This is a genomic window from Chitinimonas viridis (assembly GCF_030409555.1).
Classification (GTDB): Bacteria; Pseudomonadota; Gammaproteobacteria; order Burkholderiales; family Chitinimonadaceae; genus Chitinimonas; species Chitinimonas viridis.
This window is the reverse complement of the sequence record NZ_JAUFPU010000019.1, coordinates 1-14013: the sequence shown is the minus strand read 5'-3', so window position 1 is coordinate 14013 and position 14013 is coordinate 1. Positions and strand designations below refer to the sequence as shown.

Here is a 14013-nt window from a genome sequence, read left to right as displayed (position 1 = left end):
ACCTACAGCGTCATCAGCTGCGGAGCTGCCTGCGCTGTCAACGCCACATCAGCAGCACATTGCGTAGCAAGCGTCATTGCCTATGCTGAGTGATGCTCGCCGCCCGCCCCCACGCGCAGCCCTATCGGCAAGCCGCCAAATAAAAATACTATCAATATAATAATTAAAATAGATTTGATCTATTTAAAGCCAGGTTACAAACTGGCTTACCTAGTCCAGTGCATGCATCACGATCAAAGGAGACCTCCATGTCCAACGAAGCAAAATGCCCCTTCTCTTCCGGTGCTGCCAAACACACGGTCGCGAGAGGCGCGCCATCGAATGCAGACTGGTGGCCCAATCAGTTGAACCTGAAGATACTGCACCAGCACTCCGCCAAGTCCGACCCCATGGGCGAGGCATTCAACTACGCCGAAGCCTTCAAGAGCCTTGACCTCGATGCCGTATGCCGTGACCTGCATGCCCTGATGACCGATTCGCAAGCATGGTGGCCTGCCGACTACGGCCACTACGGGCCTTTCTTCATCCGCATGGCTTGGCACAGCGCCGGCACCTACCGCATTGCCGATGGCCGTGGCGGTGCAGGCGCAGGCGCCCAACGTTTTGCCCCACTCAACAGCTGGCCCGACAACGGCAACCTCGACAAGGCACGGCGGCTGCTCTGGCCGATCAAGCAAAAGTATGGCCGCAAGCTCTCTTGGGCCGACCTGATGATATTGGCCGGCAACGTCGCCCTCGATTCGATGGGCTTCAAGACCTTTGGCTTTGCCGGCGGCCGCGAAGACATATGGGAGCCGGAAGAAGATATCTACTGGGGCCAGGAGGGCAAGTGGCTGGCAGATGAGCGCTACAGCGGTGAACGACAGCTGGAGAATCCCCTCGCTGCCGTGCAGATGGGCCTGATCTATGTGAATCCGGAAGGGCCGAATGGCACGCCAGACCCGGTTGCTTCCGCACGAGACATCAGGGAAACCTTCGCCCGCATGGCCATGGACGATGAAGAAACCGTCGCCTTGGTAGCCGGCGGCCACACGTTCGGCAAATGCCATGGCGCTGCCGACCCTGGGCAGTATGTCGGGCCGGAGCCGGAAGGGGCCGACCTTGAGGCACAGGGCCTGGGCTGGAGCAACACCTTCGGCAGCGGCAAAGGTGTCCACACGATTACCAGCGGCCTGGAAGGTGCCTGGACCAAGAACCCTATCCAGTGGGACAACAACTACTTCGAGAACCTGTTCGGCTACGAATGGGAATTAACCAAGAGCCCGGCCGGCGCACACCAGTGGACACCCAAGGATGCCGCCGCTGCCGGCACAGTGCCCGACGCCCATGACCCTGCCAGGCGCCACGCCCCGATGATGTCCACCGCCGACCTCGCCCTGCGGATGGACCCAGCCTACGAAAAGATTTCGCGACGCTTCCATGCGAATCCACAGGAATTCGCCGATGCTTTCGCCAAGGCTTGGTACAAGCTGACACACCGTGACATGGGGCCGCTGTCGCGCTATCTCGGCTCCTTGGTGCCCAGTCAGCCCCAGCTATGGCAGGATCCTATCCCGGTGGTGGATCATCCGCTGGTGGACGAGCACGACATTGCCACCCTGAAGACCAGAATACTCGACTCTGGTCTGTCCATCGCGCAATTGGTCAATACTGCCTGGTCTGCGGCAGCCACCTTCCGTGGCAGCGACAAGCGCGGCGGTGCAAACGGTGCCCGCCTGCGGCTTGCTCCGCAAAGAGACTGGGCAGTCAACCAGCCTGCTGAACTGGCGAATGTCTTGCAGCGACTCGAAGCTATCCGGCTGGCATTCAACGGCGAGCAGTCCGGCGGCAAGAAAATCTCGTTGGCCGATCTGATTGTGCTGGCAGGTGGTGCCGCCATCGAGGCTGCTGCCAGGAAGGCAGGACACGCAGTAAAGGTGCCGTTCTCGCCTGGCCGTATGGATGCCTTGCAGGAACAGACCGATGTAGCATCGTTTGCCGTGCTGGAACCAGTCGCTGATGGCTTCCGCAACTATGCCCGCAAAGGACTTGAAGACGCCGCGGCAGAACTGCTGGTGGATAAGGCCCAACTGATGACGCTGACCGCGCCCGAGATGACCGTACTGATCGGTGGCCTACGCGTCTTGAATGCCAACACAGCTCAATCCCCGCATGGTGTCTTCACCCACCGGCCTGAGACCTTGACCAATGACTTCTTCGTGAACCTGCTCGACATGGGCACGAAATGGCAAAAGTCAGCCAATACGGCCGGCGTGCTGGAAGGGCGTGACCGCGTCACCGGAGAGGCCAAATGGACCGCCACGGTCGTCGATCTTGTCTTCGGTTCCAATTCACAGCTCCGGGCACTGGCCGAGGTCTATGCCAGCGATGACGCGCAGCAGATGTTTGTCCGCGACTTTGTGGCAGTCTGGACCAAGGTGATGAACCTGGATCGCTTCGACCTTGCCTGATGACCATGACCAGGTAACAAGGAATCAAGCTGCCGTCTCCTGACCAGGCCCGGGCTTACGACCCGGCCTGGTTATGCTGCTTGTAAGATGACCGCCAGAGCCCTCAACCTGCCCCCTGGGCAAAGTACCTGGCGGCCCCTTAAAGCTACGTTTATGCCATTGTATTGCAAGCAATACCTCACCCCGGTAGGATGCGCCTGCACGACTATCCAGACACGCCGTTCCTGTCGTATCGTCACCCTCCCTGTATAGCGATTCCAGGAGTCCGCAAGCATGCAGCTCGCAGCATCATGGCAAGCCCGGCCAAGCCTCGGGCGTGGATGGCTGGCTGGGCTGATGGCTGTCCTGCTGATCATCGGTTTTGGTGCCGAAGTGTTTGCCCATGGCGTAGCCGAAGACGACAAGGCTTTTATTGAAGGCGTCAGCGGCATGCAGCTGCTGCCCTTTATCTACCTCGGCGCCAAGCACATGGTCACCGGCTACGACCATCTATTGTTCCTAGTTGGGGTGATCTTCTTCCTGTACCGGATGAAGGACATCGCAGCCTACGTCACGCTGTTCGCTATTGGCCATAGCGTTACCCTGCTCTACGGCGTGCTCAGCAACACCCATGCCAATGCCTATATCGTCGATGCCATCATTGGCCTCTCTGTCGTGTACAAAGCTTTCGACAATCTGGGGGGCTTTCAGCGCACCCTGGGTTTCCAGCCCAACACCAAGGCTGCGGTGCTGATATTCGGCTTCTTTCACGGCTTCGGCCTTGCTACCAAACTACAGGCATTCACGCTGGCCCAGGACGGGTTGATCGCCAATATACTGGCCTTCAATGTCGGTGTAGAAATAGGCCAGCTACTGGCACTCAGTGCCATCCTGATTGCCATGAGCTTCTGGCGGAAGATGGCATCCTTTCCCCGCCACGTGCTGATCGCCAATAGCGCCCTGATGGTCGCGGGCTTTGTATTGATCGGCTACCAGCTGGCCGGCTATTTCACGCCTGCCGTAAACTGATGCGATGACCAAACACCAGCACCCCGATCAGACCCGCCTGCCCACCACCTCCCAGCTGCTGAAGGCCACTGGCCTTGCACTCAGCGTTGCCGTTGTCTTGCTGACAACGGTGGTACTACCCGCTGAGTACGGTATCGACCCCACCGGCCTGGGCAAGCGCTTAGGTCTGACTGCACTGAGCGCCAAACCGGCCAACAACCCCGCCCCCCCAACGGCACCGGCAGCAACCGGGCTGGACCCCAACTTCAGCCTGGATAGCTCCCCGTTGACGGCCACGTGGCGGTCGCCTACGCCTTTCCGCAGCGATACCCTGACACTAACGCTACAACCAGATGAAGGTGCGGAGATTAAGGCAGGCATGCAAGCGGGCGAGCGTTTCGTGTTCAGCTGGAAAACCAATGGAGGACTGGTCAATTTCGACATGCATGGCGAAAAACCCAACGCCAGCCCCGACGAGTTCAGCAGCTACTGGAAAGACCGTAACAAAGCCGAGGGCCATGGTGCCTTTGTCGCACCTTTTGACGGTAGCCACGGCTGGTATTGGCGCAATCGCGGCGATAAGCCCGTCACCATCACCGTGCAGACCAGCGGTTATTACAAGAAGCTCTATCGCCCCTGAAAAGGCACCACCCACGGAGATGGCAGGCGCCATCTCACTTCCTTGATACGAGGACCACAATGAAACTCTGGAAACAAACCCTGATCGGCACCCTGTTCGCCCTGTCCACCCTGGCCGCCCACGCACATGGCAATCACGGCGATGAGGAACCCATCAGCAAGGATGGTGCAACGGCACGTGGCAACAAGGTGATCGAAATGCTGGTCGACAGCAAGAAGCTCCAACTCTCTTGGAAGATGACCTCGGCCAAGGAGATCAGCAGCCGCGACACCCCCAATGGCCCGGTATGGGTAGTCAGTTACCAGAACCCAGCAGAGAGCGATACCGCCAAGCGCACCCTCTATATCTTCCTTGATGATGTGGGTAACTATCTGGGTGCCAACCACACCGGCACCCTGTAAGCATCGCTGACAATACCGTGTGGCCTCGCTGAGTGGGCTAGCCGTGCTCCGGCTCGCTCAGCCAGCTTTGCCGCGCGGGTTTGGTGAGCTACAAAAGTCGCGCCGCAGCCAAATTAGCTTGTTTGATGCATCGCCACCGTGGGCCGCTTATCAAGCCAACCGCCTCTGCGGCGGGCAACTAAGAACCGCTAACAAAACCCTTCTGGCGTTGTTGTGCAAACTTGCCATACCCACGCGCACCATCGTTTGCACGCCTAGCCAGAACCGCTGCGCTGGGTTTTGTTAGCGACTCCAAGCCTATGAATATAATTCAAGCAAGCAGTTGCTTGAATTATCAGGGCCAACTAGCATCGCATCATCAAGCCTATCGAGAGATGCACCCATGGAAACCTTCCGCCACACTGTTGAAGTGCGCTGGTCTGATTGCGACGCCAACCAGCATGTGCGCCACAGCGCCTATGCCGACTTCTGTACCCACGCCCGTATCGAGTGGCTGAAACTGCACGGTTTCGGCTTTGAGCAGTTTCAGCAGCATGCCTTCGGCCCGGTCATATTCAAGGAATGGACCGAGTACCTGAAGGAAGTGAAGATGAGCGAGCGATTGACCGTAGAGGTACGCATCGCCGGGCTGAGCCAGGACAGCAGTCGCTTTGCCATACGGCACGACCTCTACAAGGCCGATGGCAAGCTGGCAGCCCGGCACGAAGTCAGCGGCGCCTGGCTGGACCTGAAAGCGCGCAAGCTGATGCCGCCGCCTGCAGATCTGCACACTATCTTCAGCCAACTGGCCCATACCGAGGATTTCACCGAGATTCCACTCAAGCAGCCCACCTGAGTCCGATCGGGCGTCAGGGCGCGTCCTGCGCCCGCGGCGCCACCGTCAATATCAAGGGACGGTGATCAGACATACCAGCACTCCCCACTTGCAGGTCGGCAACCGCCCAGGCACGGCCAACCATGGCCTGATCCAGAGGCAGGCCCAACACCCCCAGGCTGGCCGGCCAGCTGGCCAGCATACCCTGCCCTGCTCGTGCATCACGCAGCCCCGAGTTGCTCAGCAACTGGCGATAGATCGGTGACCAGGGCGTCAGGTTCAGGTCGCCCATCAGCAAGGCATCGGGCTGATCGGCCAAGCGCCGCGACCAATGGCCCAGCATGGCCTGGCGCTGGCTGGCCAACAAGGGGCTCAGCGGCGGTGGCGCATGCAGCCCCACCAGATAGGGCCCCCGCTCCAGCCTGGCCACGATCACCGGCAAACCCAGGTCTTCGCCTTCCACCACGCAGCTGCGCAAGGGCAAGCGCGACAATACCGCCATGCCAAACGGGTCATCCTGTGGATGGGCACAACCGTGGGGATAGCGCTTGCGCAGGGCATGCAATTGCTGCCATTGCGCCGGGGTGAGTTCAATCAGCAAGATGAGATCGGGGTCGTGCCGCGCTATCTGCATCTGCACATCCACCATATCTGGATTATGCAGATACACGTTGTAGCTCAGCAGCCTGATGGCCCCGCCCTGCCCTGCCGGCTTGGCCGAGGAGGGCAGAAGCGGCTGTATGGTCGCCATAAAGCCCAGGCAGCCAGCCAGAGCAAACCCTTGCCTGGCCCTGCCCTTGCCCACCACACATGCCACTAGCGCCAGCAGCACGCTGGCATGCGGCAGAAAGTGGCTGAACAGTTCCAAGCGCCAATCCAGGCTACCCAGCCCATAGGCCAGCAAAGGCAGCAGTGCTGCAATCCCCCCGATCAGCGCCAAACGGCGCATACCAGCCCGCAGCGGGCTTATGCCAGCAACCATCGCCACAGAAAGAACACCGCCATGCCGCCGCCCATGGCAGCCAGTAAATGATTGAACCGCCAGGCGATGAAGGCGCTCACCAATGCGCCCAGCAACCAGGCATTGCGCCAATCCAGCTGCCAGTGCCGTCCATCGGGCAACAGCACCATGGGTACCACGATCGCCGTCAGCACAGCCACCGGCACGTAGCGCAAGGCGCGCTTGACCAATGGCGGGAACTGCACTTTGTCGCCCAGGGCAAAGAAGGAGTAGCGGATCAGGAACGTCACCGCCGTCATGCCCAGTATCACCGCCAGTTCGTATTGACTCATGCCTGCTCCTCCTCGGTGGCTTGGCGGCCTTCCAGCAGAACGCCCACGACCACACCCGCCAATGCCGCCAGCAACAGACCCAGCTTGTAGGGCATATCTCTGGCCAGCAGGGCCACTGCACCAGCCGCAATGGCCGCCGCCACCATGGGCCGGGTCTTGAGCAGCGAAACCACGATGCCGGTAAAGGTGGCCACCATCGCAAACTCCAGCCCCAGCTTGTCCAGGCCCTCAAACGATCTACCCAGCAGCACGCCTACCAAGGTCCAGACTATCCAGTTGCCATACATGGCCAGGCTGGAGCCCAGGTGATACCAATGCTTGAGCGGGGAGGCATCCGCCGCGCCATAGCGATGCTGCACCACGGCGAACGTTTCATCCGTCAGCCAGAAAGCCAGGGGTATGCGCCAGCGCTGCCCCAAGGACGCCACATGGGGCAGCAGGGTAGCGGAATACAGCGCATGCCGCAGATTGACCACAAAGGTGGTGAATACAATGACCGCCAGCCCCGCCCCGCCCGAGAGCAAGGTCAGGGCAATAAACTGCGATGAGCCGGCAAACACGAACAGCGACATGCCCATGGCCCCCAGCAGCGATAAGCCGCTGGGGCCGGCCAAGGTGCCGAAGATGATACCGAAGGGCGCTGCGCCTGCCAGCATGGGCAGCGAATCACGGGCGCCCTGCAGCAACTCGCCATGGCGAGTGGGGTGAAACGTTGTTGTCATGGATACAACCTCCTGGCAAACACGATACGTGTGCCTGCCAGCGCCGTATTGAACATTCTTGCGTAATGCCCATCAGCTTTGCGCTTGCCGATACTGGCCCGGCGTCACACCAAACGCCCGTTTGAACTGCCGTCCAAAGTGCGGCTGATCGGCATAACCCAGCGCCTGCGAGATATCGCTGAGGCTCTGCCCACCACGCAGCAAGGTCTTGGCCCGGGCCAGCCTGATCTGTGTCTGGTAGGCGTGGGGTGGCAAGCCCACTTGTTGCCGGAACACGCGATTCAAATGCCATGGACTCAAGCCCACAGCATCGGCCAATTCCTGCAGGCCAGGATTCTCGGCATGCCGCTCCCTTAACAGCGCCTGTACCCGGCTCACCGCTACGCGCTCGCCATATCCACCCAAGGGTTGCGCAAGCCCTCTGGCATGCCGCCGCAGCAGCAAACCCATGGCTTCGTGCCAGCGGTCCTCCCGCTCCAACTGGCTGGCCGGGCCCGTTAGGGCCTGGTGCAACTGGCGCATGGGCATTACCAAGCTGGCATCATCCACCACCGCCTCTGGGAAGAATGGCGTTCCTCCCTGCCAGTTTCCCATGTCGATGCATAAGCGACGTATCAGGTCGGGGTCGGGATAGAACACCTTGTAGCTCCAGCCCTCCTCGCCCGCCCGCCGCCCGGTGTGTACTTCGTCCGGGTTGACGATGGCCAGCGTACCCACGCCGGCACAATGTTCTGTCCCCCGGCAGCGAAAGCGCTCGGCGCCTTGTTCGATCAAGGCAATGCAATAGCCCTCATGCACATGTGGCGCAAAGCTGTGATCAAAATAGTGCGCAGTCAGCAGTTCCAGCCCATCAAACTGGGCGGGGCGATGAAAGCGGACGTATTCGGCGGTTGGGTCGTTAGCATCCATGAGACAGAGCATGTAAATATTCTGCGCGGCACACAAGAGACAGTGTGGCGCGATCTATCATGTCAGTCATGGTACGACTCTTTGCACTTGCTCTGCTGATTACCCTCCTCCCCTGCCTGGCAGCAGAAACAGTACGCATAGGCGCGGAAGATGACTGGTACCCCTACTCCGGCGCCTTGCAGGGCAAACCGGTGGGGTTCGCTGCCGACCTGGTGCGCGCTGCCTACAAGCAGGTGGGCGTGGATGTCGAACTGGTCGCGCTCCCCTATGCCCGGTGCATGAAGCTGACCGAGGAAAACCTGCTGGATGGCTGTTTCGACACTTTGCGCAACAGCCTGCTGGAGAAGCGCTACCGCTGGCACAAACAGCCGCTGTTCAAGGGCCGCATCGACATCTATGCCCGCGCAGACCACCCCGACAAGGTCATCCGCTTGCAAGACCTGCGTGGCCGCCTGATTGCCGTTACCAATGGCTACGACTACGGCACACCCTTTGATAGCGATACGGCCATGCACCGCGATATCGGCAATTCCGACCTGTTCGCCCTGCGCAAACTGGTCGCCGGACGGGTGGACTACGCCTTGGTCTATGACCGGATAGCCAACCACATCGGCCGCACCCAGCCGTCGCTCAAAGGCCGCTACAAATCGGTAGGCACCTTGATAGAGCCGGACATCTATATCTCTTTTGCCCCGAAGAAGGCAGGGGTTGAGCGCTACATCAGGCTGTTTGACGAAGGCCTGGAGAAACTGCATCAAACAGGCGAGTATGCACGCATAGAGGCGCGCTGGCGCTAGCAAGCCCCGCCACATCCGGGCGACATGCTGTTTCATCCTCTGGTTGTCCATCAACACCGCGCCGGCAAGCCGTGTCTGGCATAATCGCCGCTTTCGCCGCCTTGCTACCGTCATGTCGCATATCGCCAGTCACCGCTGGGAGCATCCCGCCAGCCGTGCGCCACGCGCGCTGCGCCGCTGGCTGACACACCCCGGCTCACTTACCGCCCGATTGATTGCCCGGTTTCCCGGCTTCAAGGTCAAGCTGCTGCGCCAGCATTGGGCCAGGCCCAATCGCGACGAGCTGCGTGCACTGGGGCTCAAGCGCTCGCAACTGGCCATCGTGCGGGAAGTGCTGCTCATGAGTGGCAATACCCCCCTGGTGTTCGCACACTCGGTCATGCCCCGCAGTGCCTTGTTCCATGGCTATCAGCGCCTACGCCGCCAGGGCACCAAGCCCCTGGGTGCGACCCTGTTCGCCAACCCCAAAGTCAGGCGCAGTGCGCTGGCTTTCCGAGGGCTGGACAAACGCCATGCACTCTACCGCCGCGCCGAGGCCGAAGTCGGCCCCCTGCCGGCACGCCTCTGGGCACGCCGCTCTCGCTTTGAACTGGGCCAGGCGCGCATACTTGTCACCGAAGTCTTTCTACCTGCCGTTACGCCATGACCTGGACCCACTTCAAGCAACGCCTGAACCAATACGAGAAGTTGATGCGGCTGGACAAGCCCATCGGCATCCTGCTGCTGCTCTGGCCCACCTTGTGGGGCCTGTGGGTGGCCAGCGAGGGCATGCCCAATCCGGTGATACTGTGGATCTTCGCCCTGGGCACCTTGCTGATGCGCTCTGCCGGCTGCGTCATCAACGACTACGCCGACAAGGATTTCGATGGCCACGTAGACCGTACCCGCGAACGTCCGCTAGCCGCCGGACGGGTATCGACCAAAGAGGCCCTGATCCTGGCTGCGGTACTGGCCCTGGCCGCCTTTCTGCTGGTATTGCCACTCAACCGCCTGACCTTGTGGATGTCCATACCCGCCGTCATCCTCGCGGCCAGCTACCCCTACACCAAGCGCTTTCTCCCCATCCCCCAGGCCTACCTGGGGCTGGCATTCAGCTTTGGCATACCGATGGCCTTTGCGGCCGTGCATGGCACCGTGCCCTATATCGCCTGGTGCCTGGTCGCCGCCAACCTGTTCTGGGTGGTGGCTTACGATACCGAGTACGCCATGGTCGACAAGCCCGACGACCTGAAAATCGGCATCAAGACCAGCGCCATCACCTTCGGCCGCTTTGATGCCGAAGCCGTCATGGTCTGCCATGCACTGTTCCTGCTCAGCATGATCGGCATAGGCTGGCTGCTGCAGCGCACCACATTCTGGTACCTGGGCCTGGGGGTGGCGGCATTGCTGATCGCCCTGCAATATCGCCAGATACGCGGCCGTGACCGCGCCAAGTGCTTCCAGGCCTTCCTGGACAACAACTGGGTAGGCATGGCTGTCTTTGCCGGCATTGCGCTCGACTATTGGTCGGCTACCGCAGCCTGGAAGCCTTGGTAGAGCGACTGGTTCTTCTCTCCGGCATGGACGGCACGGGGACCTTGTTCGCCCCCCTGCTGGCCGCCCTGGGGGGCGAGCTCACCACGCAGGTCATCCGCTATCCCGATCAGCCCTTGGACTACGGCGAGCTTGCAGCCTGGGTAGTCCCCCAGCTGCCCACCGATACGCCTTATCTGCTGCTGGGCGAATCCTTTTCCGGCCCCATCGCCATACAGATTGCCGCCCGCCAGCCTAGCGGCTTGATGGGCCTGATACTGTGCGCCACCTTCGCCCATAGCCCTATACCCCTCCCACCGGCCATCAGCACGCTGGTACCTGCCCTCATCCACAACCGTCGGCTTCAAATACTGGCATGTCGCTATGTGTTGGGCCGATATGCTACGGCCAGCTGCCTCGATGCCGTGCTGGCCGCCACGCAGCAGATCAGCAGTGCAACCCTGCGAAGCAGGATAGCTGCCGTGCTGCGAGTGGACGCTCGCCCTGCCCTGCGGGCATGCAAGCTACCCATGCTCTACCTGCAAGCAGTAGATGACAGGCTGGTTCGGGCTGGCTCCTACTCAGCCATCAAGCGGCAGGCGCCGCACTGCCAGCTAGCCACGCTAGCGGCGCCACATTTTGTCCTGCAAACCCTACCCAGCGAGTCCGCCAGGCTGATCAGCACATTTGCCCGCAGTATGGCATCTCAACAAGCTGATTGAGTTGAACTGCAGGGGCTCATACAAAAGCAAAACCTGGCTGGAGTGGCTGTAAAATGAAACCATGAACGCCATTCCCGCCAGCATAGGCAAGTACCGCATAGAACGTGAACTGGGCCGAGGCGCCACCGGCACGGTCTACCTCGGTTACGACAGTTTTGGCAGCCGCCGGGTTGCCATCAAGCAGACCCACACCCACCTGCTGTCGGATGAGCGCCAGGCCACACGCTACCGCCGCCTGCTGCACAACGAGGCCACCCTGGCGGGCCAGTTACGCCACCCGCACATTGTTGCCTTGCTCGATGCCGACGAAGCAGCAGACCCACCCTATCTGGTGCTGGAATACGTTGATGGCGAATCGCTGGAAGCCTTTACCACCCCCGACAATCTGCTGCCCCTGGCCGAAGTGCTCGATATCGCCTACAAATGCTGCCACGCGCTAGAATACGCCCAGCGCCTGGGCCTGGTGCATCGTGATATCAAGCCAGCCAACCTGCTGCGCAGCCGCGAAGGCGAAATCAAGCTGACCGACTTTGGCACCGCCATGGTGACCAGTGCAGACCGCACCCAGCTATCGGGCCTGGTGGGCTCGCCCGCCTATATGTCGCCGGAGCAGATACGCGAAGCCTCGCTGACCCACCAGTCCGACATGTTCTCGCTGGGCGTGGTGCTGTTCGAACTCCTGGCTGGCCGGCGTCCATTTGAGGGCGATAGCGACTATGCCACCATCTTCAAGATCGGCAATGAAGCACCGTTGTCGCTGACGGTCATCCGGCCAGAACTACCCGCTGACCTGGCCGCCGTCGTCGACAAGGCTCTGGCCAAGCAGCCGCAGGACCGCTATGCCAACTGGGGCGACTTTGCCAGCGCCCTGGTCGCCATCAGCCAGGCACTGCCCAAGAAGCCCCGCCAGACTGCAGACGGTGAACGCTTCGAGCGCCTGCGCGCCTTGCCTTTTCTGCGTGATTTCACCGATGTCGCGCTATGGGAAACCCTGAGAATGGGCCAATGGCACGGCTTGCCGCGTGGCACGGTGCTGATGCGCGAAGGATCCCCTGGCGACTCCTTTTACCTGCTGGTACAGGGCCGGGTATCAGTCAGCCGCAAGGGTTGGTCGCTATCGTCACTGGAAGCCGGCGTAAGCATAGGCGAGATGGTCTATCTGCAACCTGAGAACAAGGTACGCACCGCCACCGTCACAGCCGAAAGCGACATCGTAGTGCTCAAGATACGCAGCGAATCACTCAAGCAGGCGTCGGACGAGCTACAGATACGCTTTGACAAGGCCTTCATCGCCCTGCTGGTCAAACGGCTGATCGCTACCAACCAGCAGTTGGCCGAATATGATTCAGATCTCTAGCCGCATTGAAGCGGCGCTAACGCAGGGCATCAGTTAAGCCGCCTGTCCCGCTACGGCTGGTTTCATCCTTACCGGGATAGGGGCTAGCAAGACCACCAGCACAAGTAACTAATTCACATCAGACTATCGCCCACGGGTAGGCGGGATACGATAAAATTTTACCCATATGTCATTAGGCATGCACTGCATGCAGCAGACCCTGCAAGGTATTGCTAGTGGTACTGACAATAAGAGCGGCTAACAAAACCCAGCGTAGCGGTTCTGGCTAGGCGTGCGAGCGCGGACAGTACATGGGTACGGCAAGCTCGCACAGCAACGCCAGAAGGGTTTTGTTAGCAGCTCATAAGCCGCAACAAGTGGCAATAGGTAGGGAGGATATGCATGTTCGACCATCACTGCGCCCGATGGCGCGTCTTAGCGGGCGCCAAATGCCCGCGCGACCTGGGACCGCAGGTGTCCGCCGCCAAAATCGGCCGGTTCTGGCTGGCTGATCGCCCCCTCGCCCACTGCCATACGCTGAATGCCTTGCTGGGCCAGTACGAAGACGGTTGATCATGCTGACACCTGTCGCTATGGCAGGTTGGGTCTTTTCATCCACATAGAGATACCTGGATGTCGATGCATTAGCGCACCGCCAACTCGGCCCTGCTGGCCGGGTCTAGCCTACACCCGCGCCATCGGCTAACCAGCCAATCACCCCTCAAGACGCACCGGGATAAGTCATGTTCGATCATCGCAATGTCCGCCTCACCACCCCGCTCGGCCCCGAAGCCCTCATCTTCCGCCGCCTGGACGGCCACGAAGCGCTCGGACAGATCGGCCAGTACAGCCTCACCGCGCTCTCCAAACGCCCCGACCTCCCCCTGGACAAACTCGTCGGACAGCCACTCACCATCAGCTCCGACCTCATGCTGATGGCCACACGCCATCTCAACCTCTACGTCTGCGAGATGTCACTCAAGGGCAAGGAAGGCGACTACTACGTCTACGAAGCCATCCTCCGTCCCTGGCTCTGGTTCCTCACCCGCACCGCCGACAGCCGCATCTTCCAGGAACAGAACACCCCCGACATCATCAAGGCCATCTTCGCCGACCACCCCCTGGCCAAGTTCGAGTTCCGCCTTACCCAATCCTATGTCCCCCGCGAATACTGCGTGCAGTACCGTGAGTCGGACTACAACTATGTCGCCCGCCTGTGCGAACAGGAAGGCATCTACTTCTGGTTCGAGCACAAGGACGGCCTGCACACCCTGATCCTGGCCGACGCCCTCTCCGCCCATGCCCCCGCTCCCGGCTATGCCCACGTCCCCTTTGAACAGGGTGGTGGTGATGGCGGCATGACCTCGGACCGCGAACACCTCGAACACTGGAACTACACCAAGTCCGTCCAGCCGGTGGACTATGTCCTC

Annotated in this window: 15 protein-coding genes; 11 read left to right on the top strand and 4 right to left on the bottom strand. The window is 60.6% G+C overall.

What is annotated here, in order from left to right:
- Nucleotides 1-248: 248 nt before the first annotated feature.
- The 5 genes from katG (at nt 249) to QWZ03_RS18805 (ending at nt 5313) form a co-directional block, all read left to right on the top strand.
- Nucleotides 249-2450 (top strand): catalase/peroxidase HPI, encoded by a 2202-nt coding sequence (katG, locus tag QWZ03_RS18825; protein WP_290334158.1) that lies wholly within the window; start codon nt 249-251, stop codon nt 2448-2450.
- Nucleotides 2451-2786: 336 nt separating this feature from the next.
- Nucleotides 2787-3458, top strand: coding sequence for a HupE/UreJ family protein (locus QWZ03_RS18820; RefSeq protein WP_290334157.1), 672 nt, complete (start codon nt 2787-2789; stop codon nt 3456-3458).
- A 4-nt stretch (nt 3459-3462) separates the two neighbouring features.
- The gene (locus QWZ03_RS18815; RefSeq protein WP_290334156.1) at nt 3463-4077 is read left to right on the top strand and encodes a hypothetical protein; all 615 of its coding nucleotides are present in this window, start codon (nt 3463-3465) and stop codon (nt 4075-4077) included.
- A gap of 59 nt (nt 4078-4136) precedes the next feature.
- Complete coding sequence (locus QWZ03_RS18810; protein ID WP_290334155.1) at nt 4137-4478, top strand: DUF6488 family protein; 342 nt, start codon at nt 4137-4139, stop codon at nt 4476-4478.
- Nucleotides 4479-4860: 382 nt separating this feature from the next.
- A complete protein-coding gene (locus tag QWZ03_RS18805) occupies nt 4861-5313 on the top strand; it encodes an acyl-CoA thioesterase (RefSeq protein ID WP_290334154.1) in 453 nt (150 codons plus the stop codon).
- Nucleotides 5314-5326: 13 nt separating this feature from the next.
- On the opposite strand, the gene QWZ03_RS18800 is transcribed toward QWZ03_RS18805, so the two are convergent.
- The 4 genes from QWZ03_RS18800 to QWZ03_RS18785 all read right to left on the bottom strand — a co-directional run bounded on the left by QWZ03_RS18800 (nt 5327) and on the right by QWZ03_RS18785 (nt 8216).
- Nucleotides 5327-6241 carry an endonuclease/exonuclease/phosphatase family protein gene (locus QWZ03_RS18800; RefSeq protein WP_290334153.1) on the bottom strand — a complete coding sequence of 305 codons (915 nt, stop codon included), beginning with the start codon at nt 6239-6241 and terminating at the stop codon, nt 5327-5329.
- Between the two features lie 17 nt (nt 6242-6258).
- Nucleotides 6259-6585, bottom strand: a complete 327-nt coding sequence (locus tag QWZ03_RS18795) for an AzlD domain-containing protein (protein WP_290334152.1) — start codon at nt 6583-6585, stop codon at nt 6259-6261.
- Complete coding sequence (locus QWZ03_RS18790) at nt 6582-7307, bottom strand: AzlC family ABC transporter permease (RefSeq protein ID WP_290334151.1); 726 nt, start codon at nt 7305-7307, stop codon at nt 6582-6584. Before QWZ03_RS18790 ends, QWZ03_RS18795 begins: the two co-directional genes overlap by 4 nt.
- 72 nt (nt 7308-7379) lie before the next feature.
- The gene (locus QWZ03_RS18785) at nt 7380-8216 is read right to left on the bottom strand and encodes a helix-turn-helix transcriptional regulator (protein WP_290334150.1); all 837 of its coding nucleotides are present in this window, start codon (nt 8214-8216) and stop codon (nt 7380-7382) included.
- A gap of 68 nt (nt 8217-8284) precedes the next feature.
- Between QWZ03_RS18785 and QWZ03_RS18780 the strand changes: the two genes are divergently transcribed.
- The 6 genes from QWZ03_RS18780 to QWZ03_RS18755 all read left to right on the top strand — a co-directional run.
- A complete protein-coding gene (locus QWZ03_RS18780) occupies nt 8285-9013 on the top strand; it encodes a substrate-binding periplasmic protein (RefSeq protein ID WP_290334149.1) in 729 nt (242 codons plus the stop codon).
- Between the two features lie 43 nt (nt 9014-9056).
- The gene (locus tag QWZ03_RS18775) at nt 9057-9659 is read left to right on the top strand and encodes a chorismate--pyruvate lyase family protein (RefSeq protein WP_290334147.1); all 603 of its coding nucleotides are present in this window, start codon (nt 9057-9059) and stop codon (nt 9657-9659) included.
- On the top strand, nt 9656-10549 hold the full coding sequence (gene ubiA, locus QWZ03_RS18770) for a 4-hydroxybenzoate octaprenyltransferase (RefSeq protein WP_290334146.1): 894 nt from the start codon (nt 9656-9658) through the stop codon (nt 10547-10549). Before QWZ03_RS18775 ends, ubiA begins: the two co-directional genes overlap by 4 nt.
- The gene (locus QWZ03_RS18765; protein ID WP_290334145.1) at nt 10543-11247 is read left to right on the top strand and encodes an alpha/beta fold hydrolase; all 705 of its coding nucleotides are present in this window, start codon (nt 10543-10545) and stop codon (nt 11245-11247) included. Before ubiA ends, QWZ03_RS18765 begins: the two co-directional genes overlap by 7 nt.
- 61 nt (nt 11248-11308) lie before the next feature.
- A complete protein-coding gene (locus tag QWZ03_RS18760; RefSeq protein ID WP_290334144.1) occupies nt 11309-12604 on the top strand; it encodes a protein kinase domain-containing protein in 1296 nt (431 codons plus the stop codon).
- 722 nt (nt 12605-13326) lie between these two features.
- A partial coding sequence (locus QWZ03_RS18755; protein WP_290334143.1) for a type VI secretion system Vgr family protein occupies nt 13327-14013 on the top strand: 687 nt, incomplete at its 3' end.

Bases quoted from the DNA above. Each gene is read 5' to 3' on its own strand.
- QWZ03_RS18810 (WP_290334155.1), top strand. From the start codon at position 4,137: ATGAAACTCTGGAAACAAACCCTGATCGGCACCCTGTTCGCCCTGTCC.
- QWZ03_RS18815 (WP_290334156.1), top strand. From the start codon at position 3,463: ATGACCAAACACCAGCACCCCGATCAGACCCGCCTGCCCACCACCTCC.
- QWZ03_RS18790 (WP_290334151.1), bottom strand. From the start codon at position 7,307: ATGACAACAACGTTTCACCCCACTCGCCATGGCGAGTTGCTGCAGGGC.
- QWZ03_RS18780 (WP_290334149.1), top strand. From the start codon at position 8,285: ATGGTACGACTCTTTGCACTTGCTCTGCTGATTACCCTCCTCCCCTGC.
- katG (WP_290334158.1), top strand. From the start codon at position 249: ATGTCCAACGAAGCAAAATGCCCCTTCTCTTCCGGTGCTGCCAAACAC.
- QWZ03_RS18785 (WP_290334150.1), bottom strand. From the start codon at position 8,216: ATGGATGCTAACGACCCAACCGCCGAATACGTCCGCTTTCATCGCCCC.
- ubiA (WP_290334146.1), top strand. From the start codon at position 9,656: ATGACCTGGACCCACTTCAAGCAACGCCTGAACCAATACGAGAAGTTG.
- QWZ03_RS18795 (WP_290334152.1), bottom strand. From the start codon at position 6,585: ATGAGTCAATACGAACTGGCGGTGATACTGGGCATGACGGCGGTGACG.
- QWZ03_RS18800 (WP_290334153.1), bottom strand. From the start codon at position 6,241: ATGCGCCGTTTGGCGCTGATCGGGGGGATTGCAGCACTGCTGCCTTTG.
- QWZ03_RS18805 (WP_290334154.1), top strand. From the start codon at position 4,861: ATGGAAACCTTCCGCCACACTGTTGAAGTGCGCTGGTCTGATTGCGAC.
- QWZ03_RS18820 (WP_290334157.1), top strand. From the start codon at position 2,787: ATGGCTGTCCTGCTGATCATCGGTTTTGGTGCCGAAGTGTTTGCCCAT.
- QWZ03_RS18760 (WP_290334144.1), top strand. From the start codon at position 11,309: ATGAACGCCATTCCCGCCAGCATAGGCAAGTACCGCATAGAACGTGAA.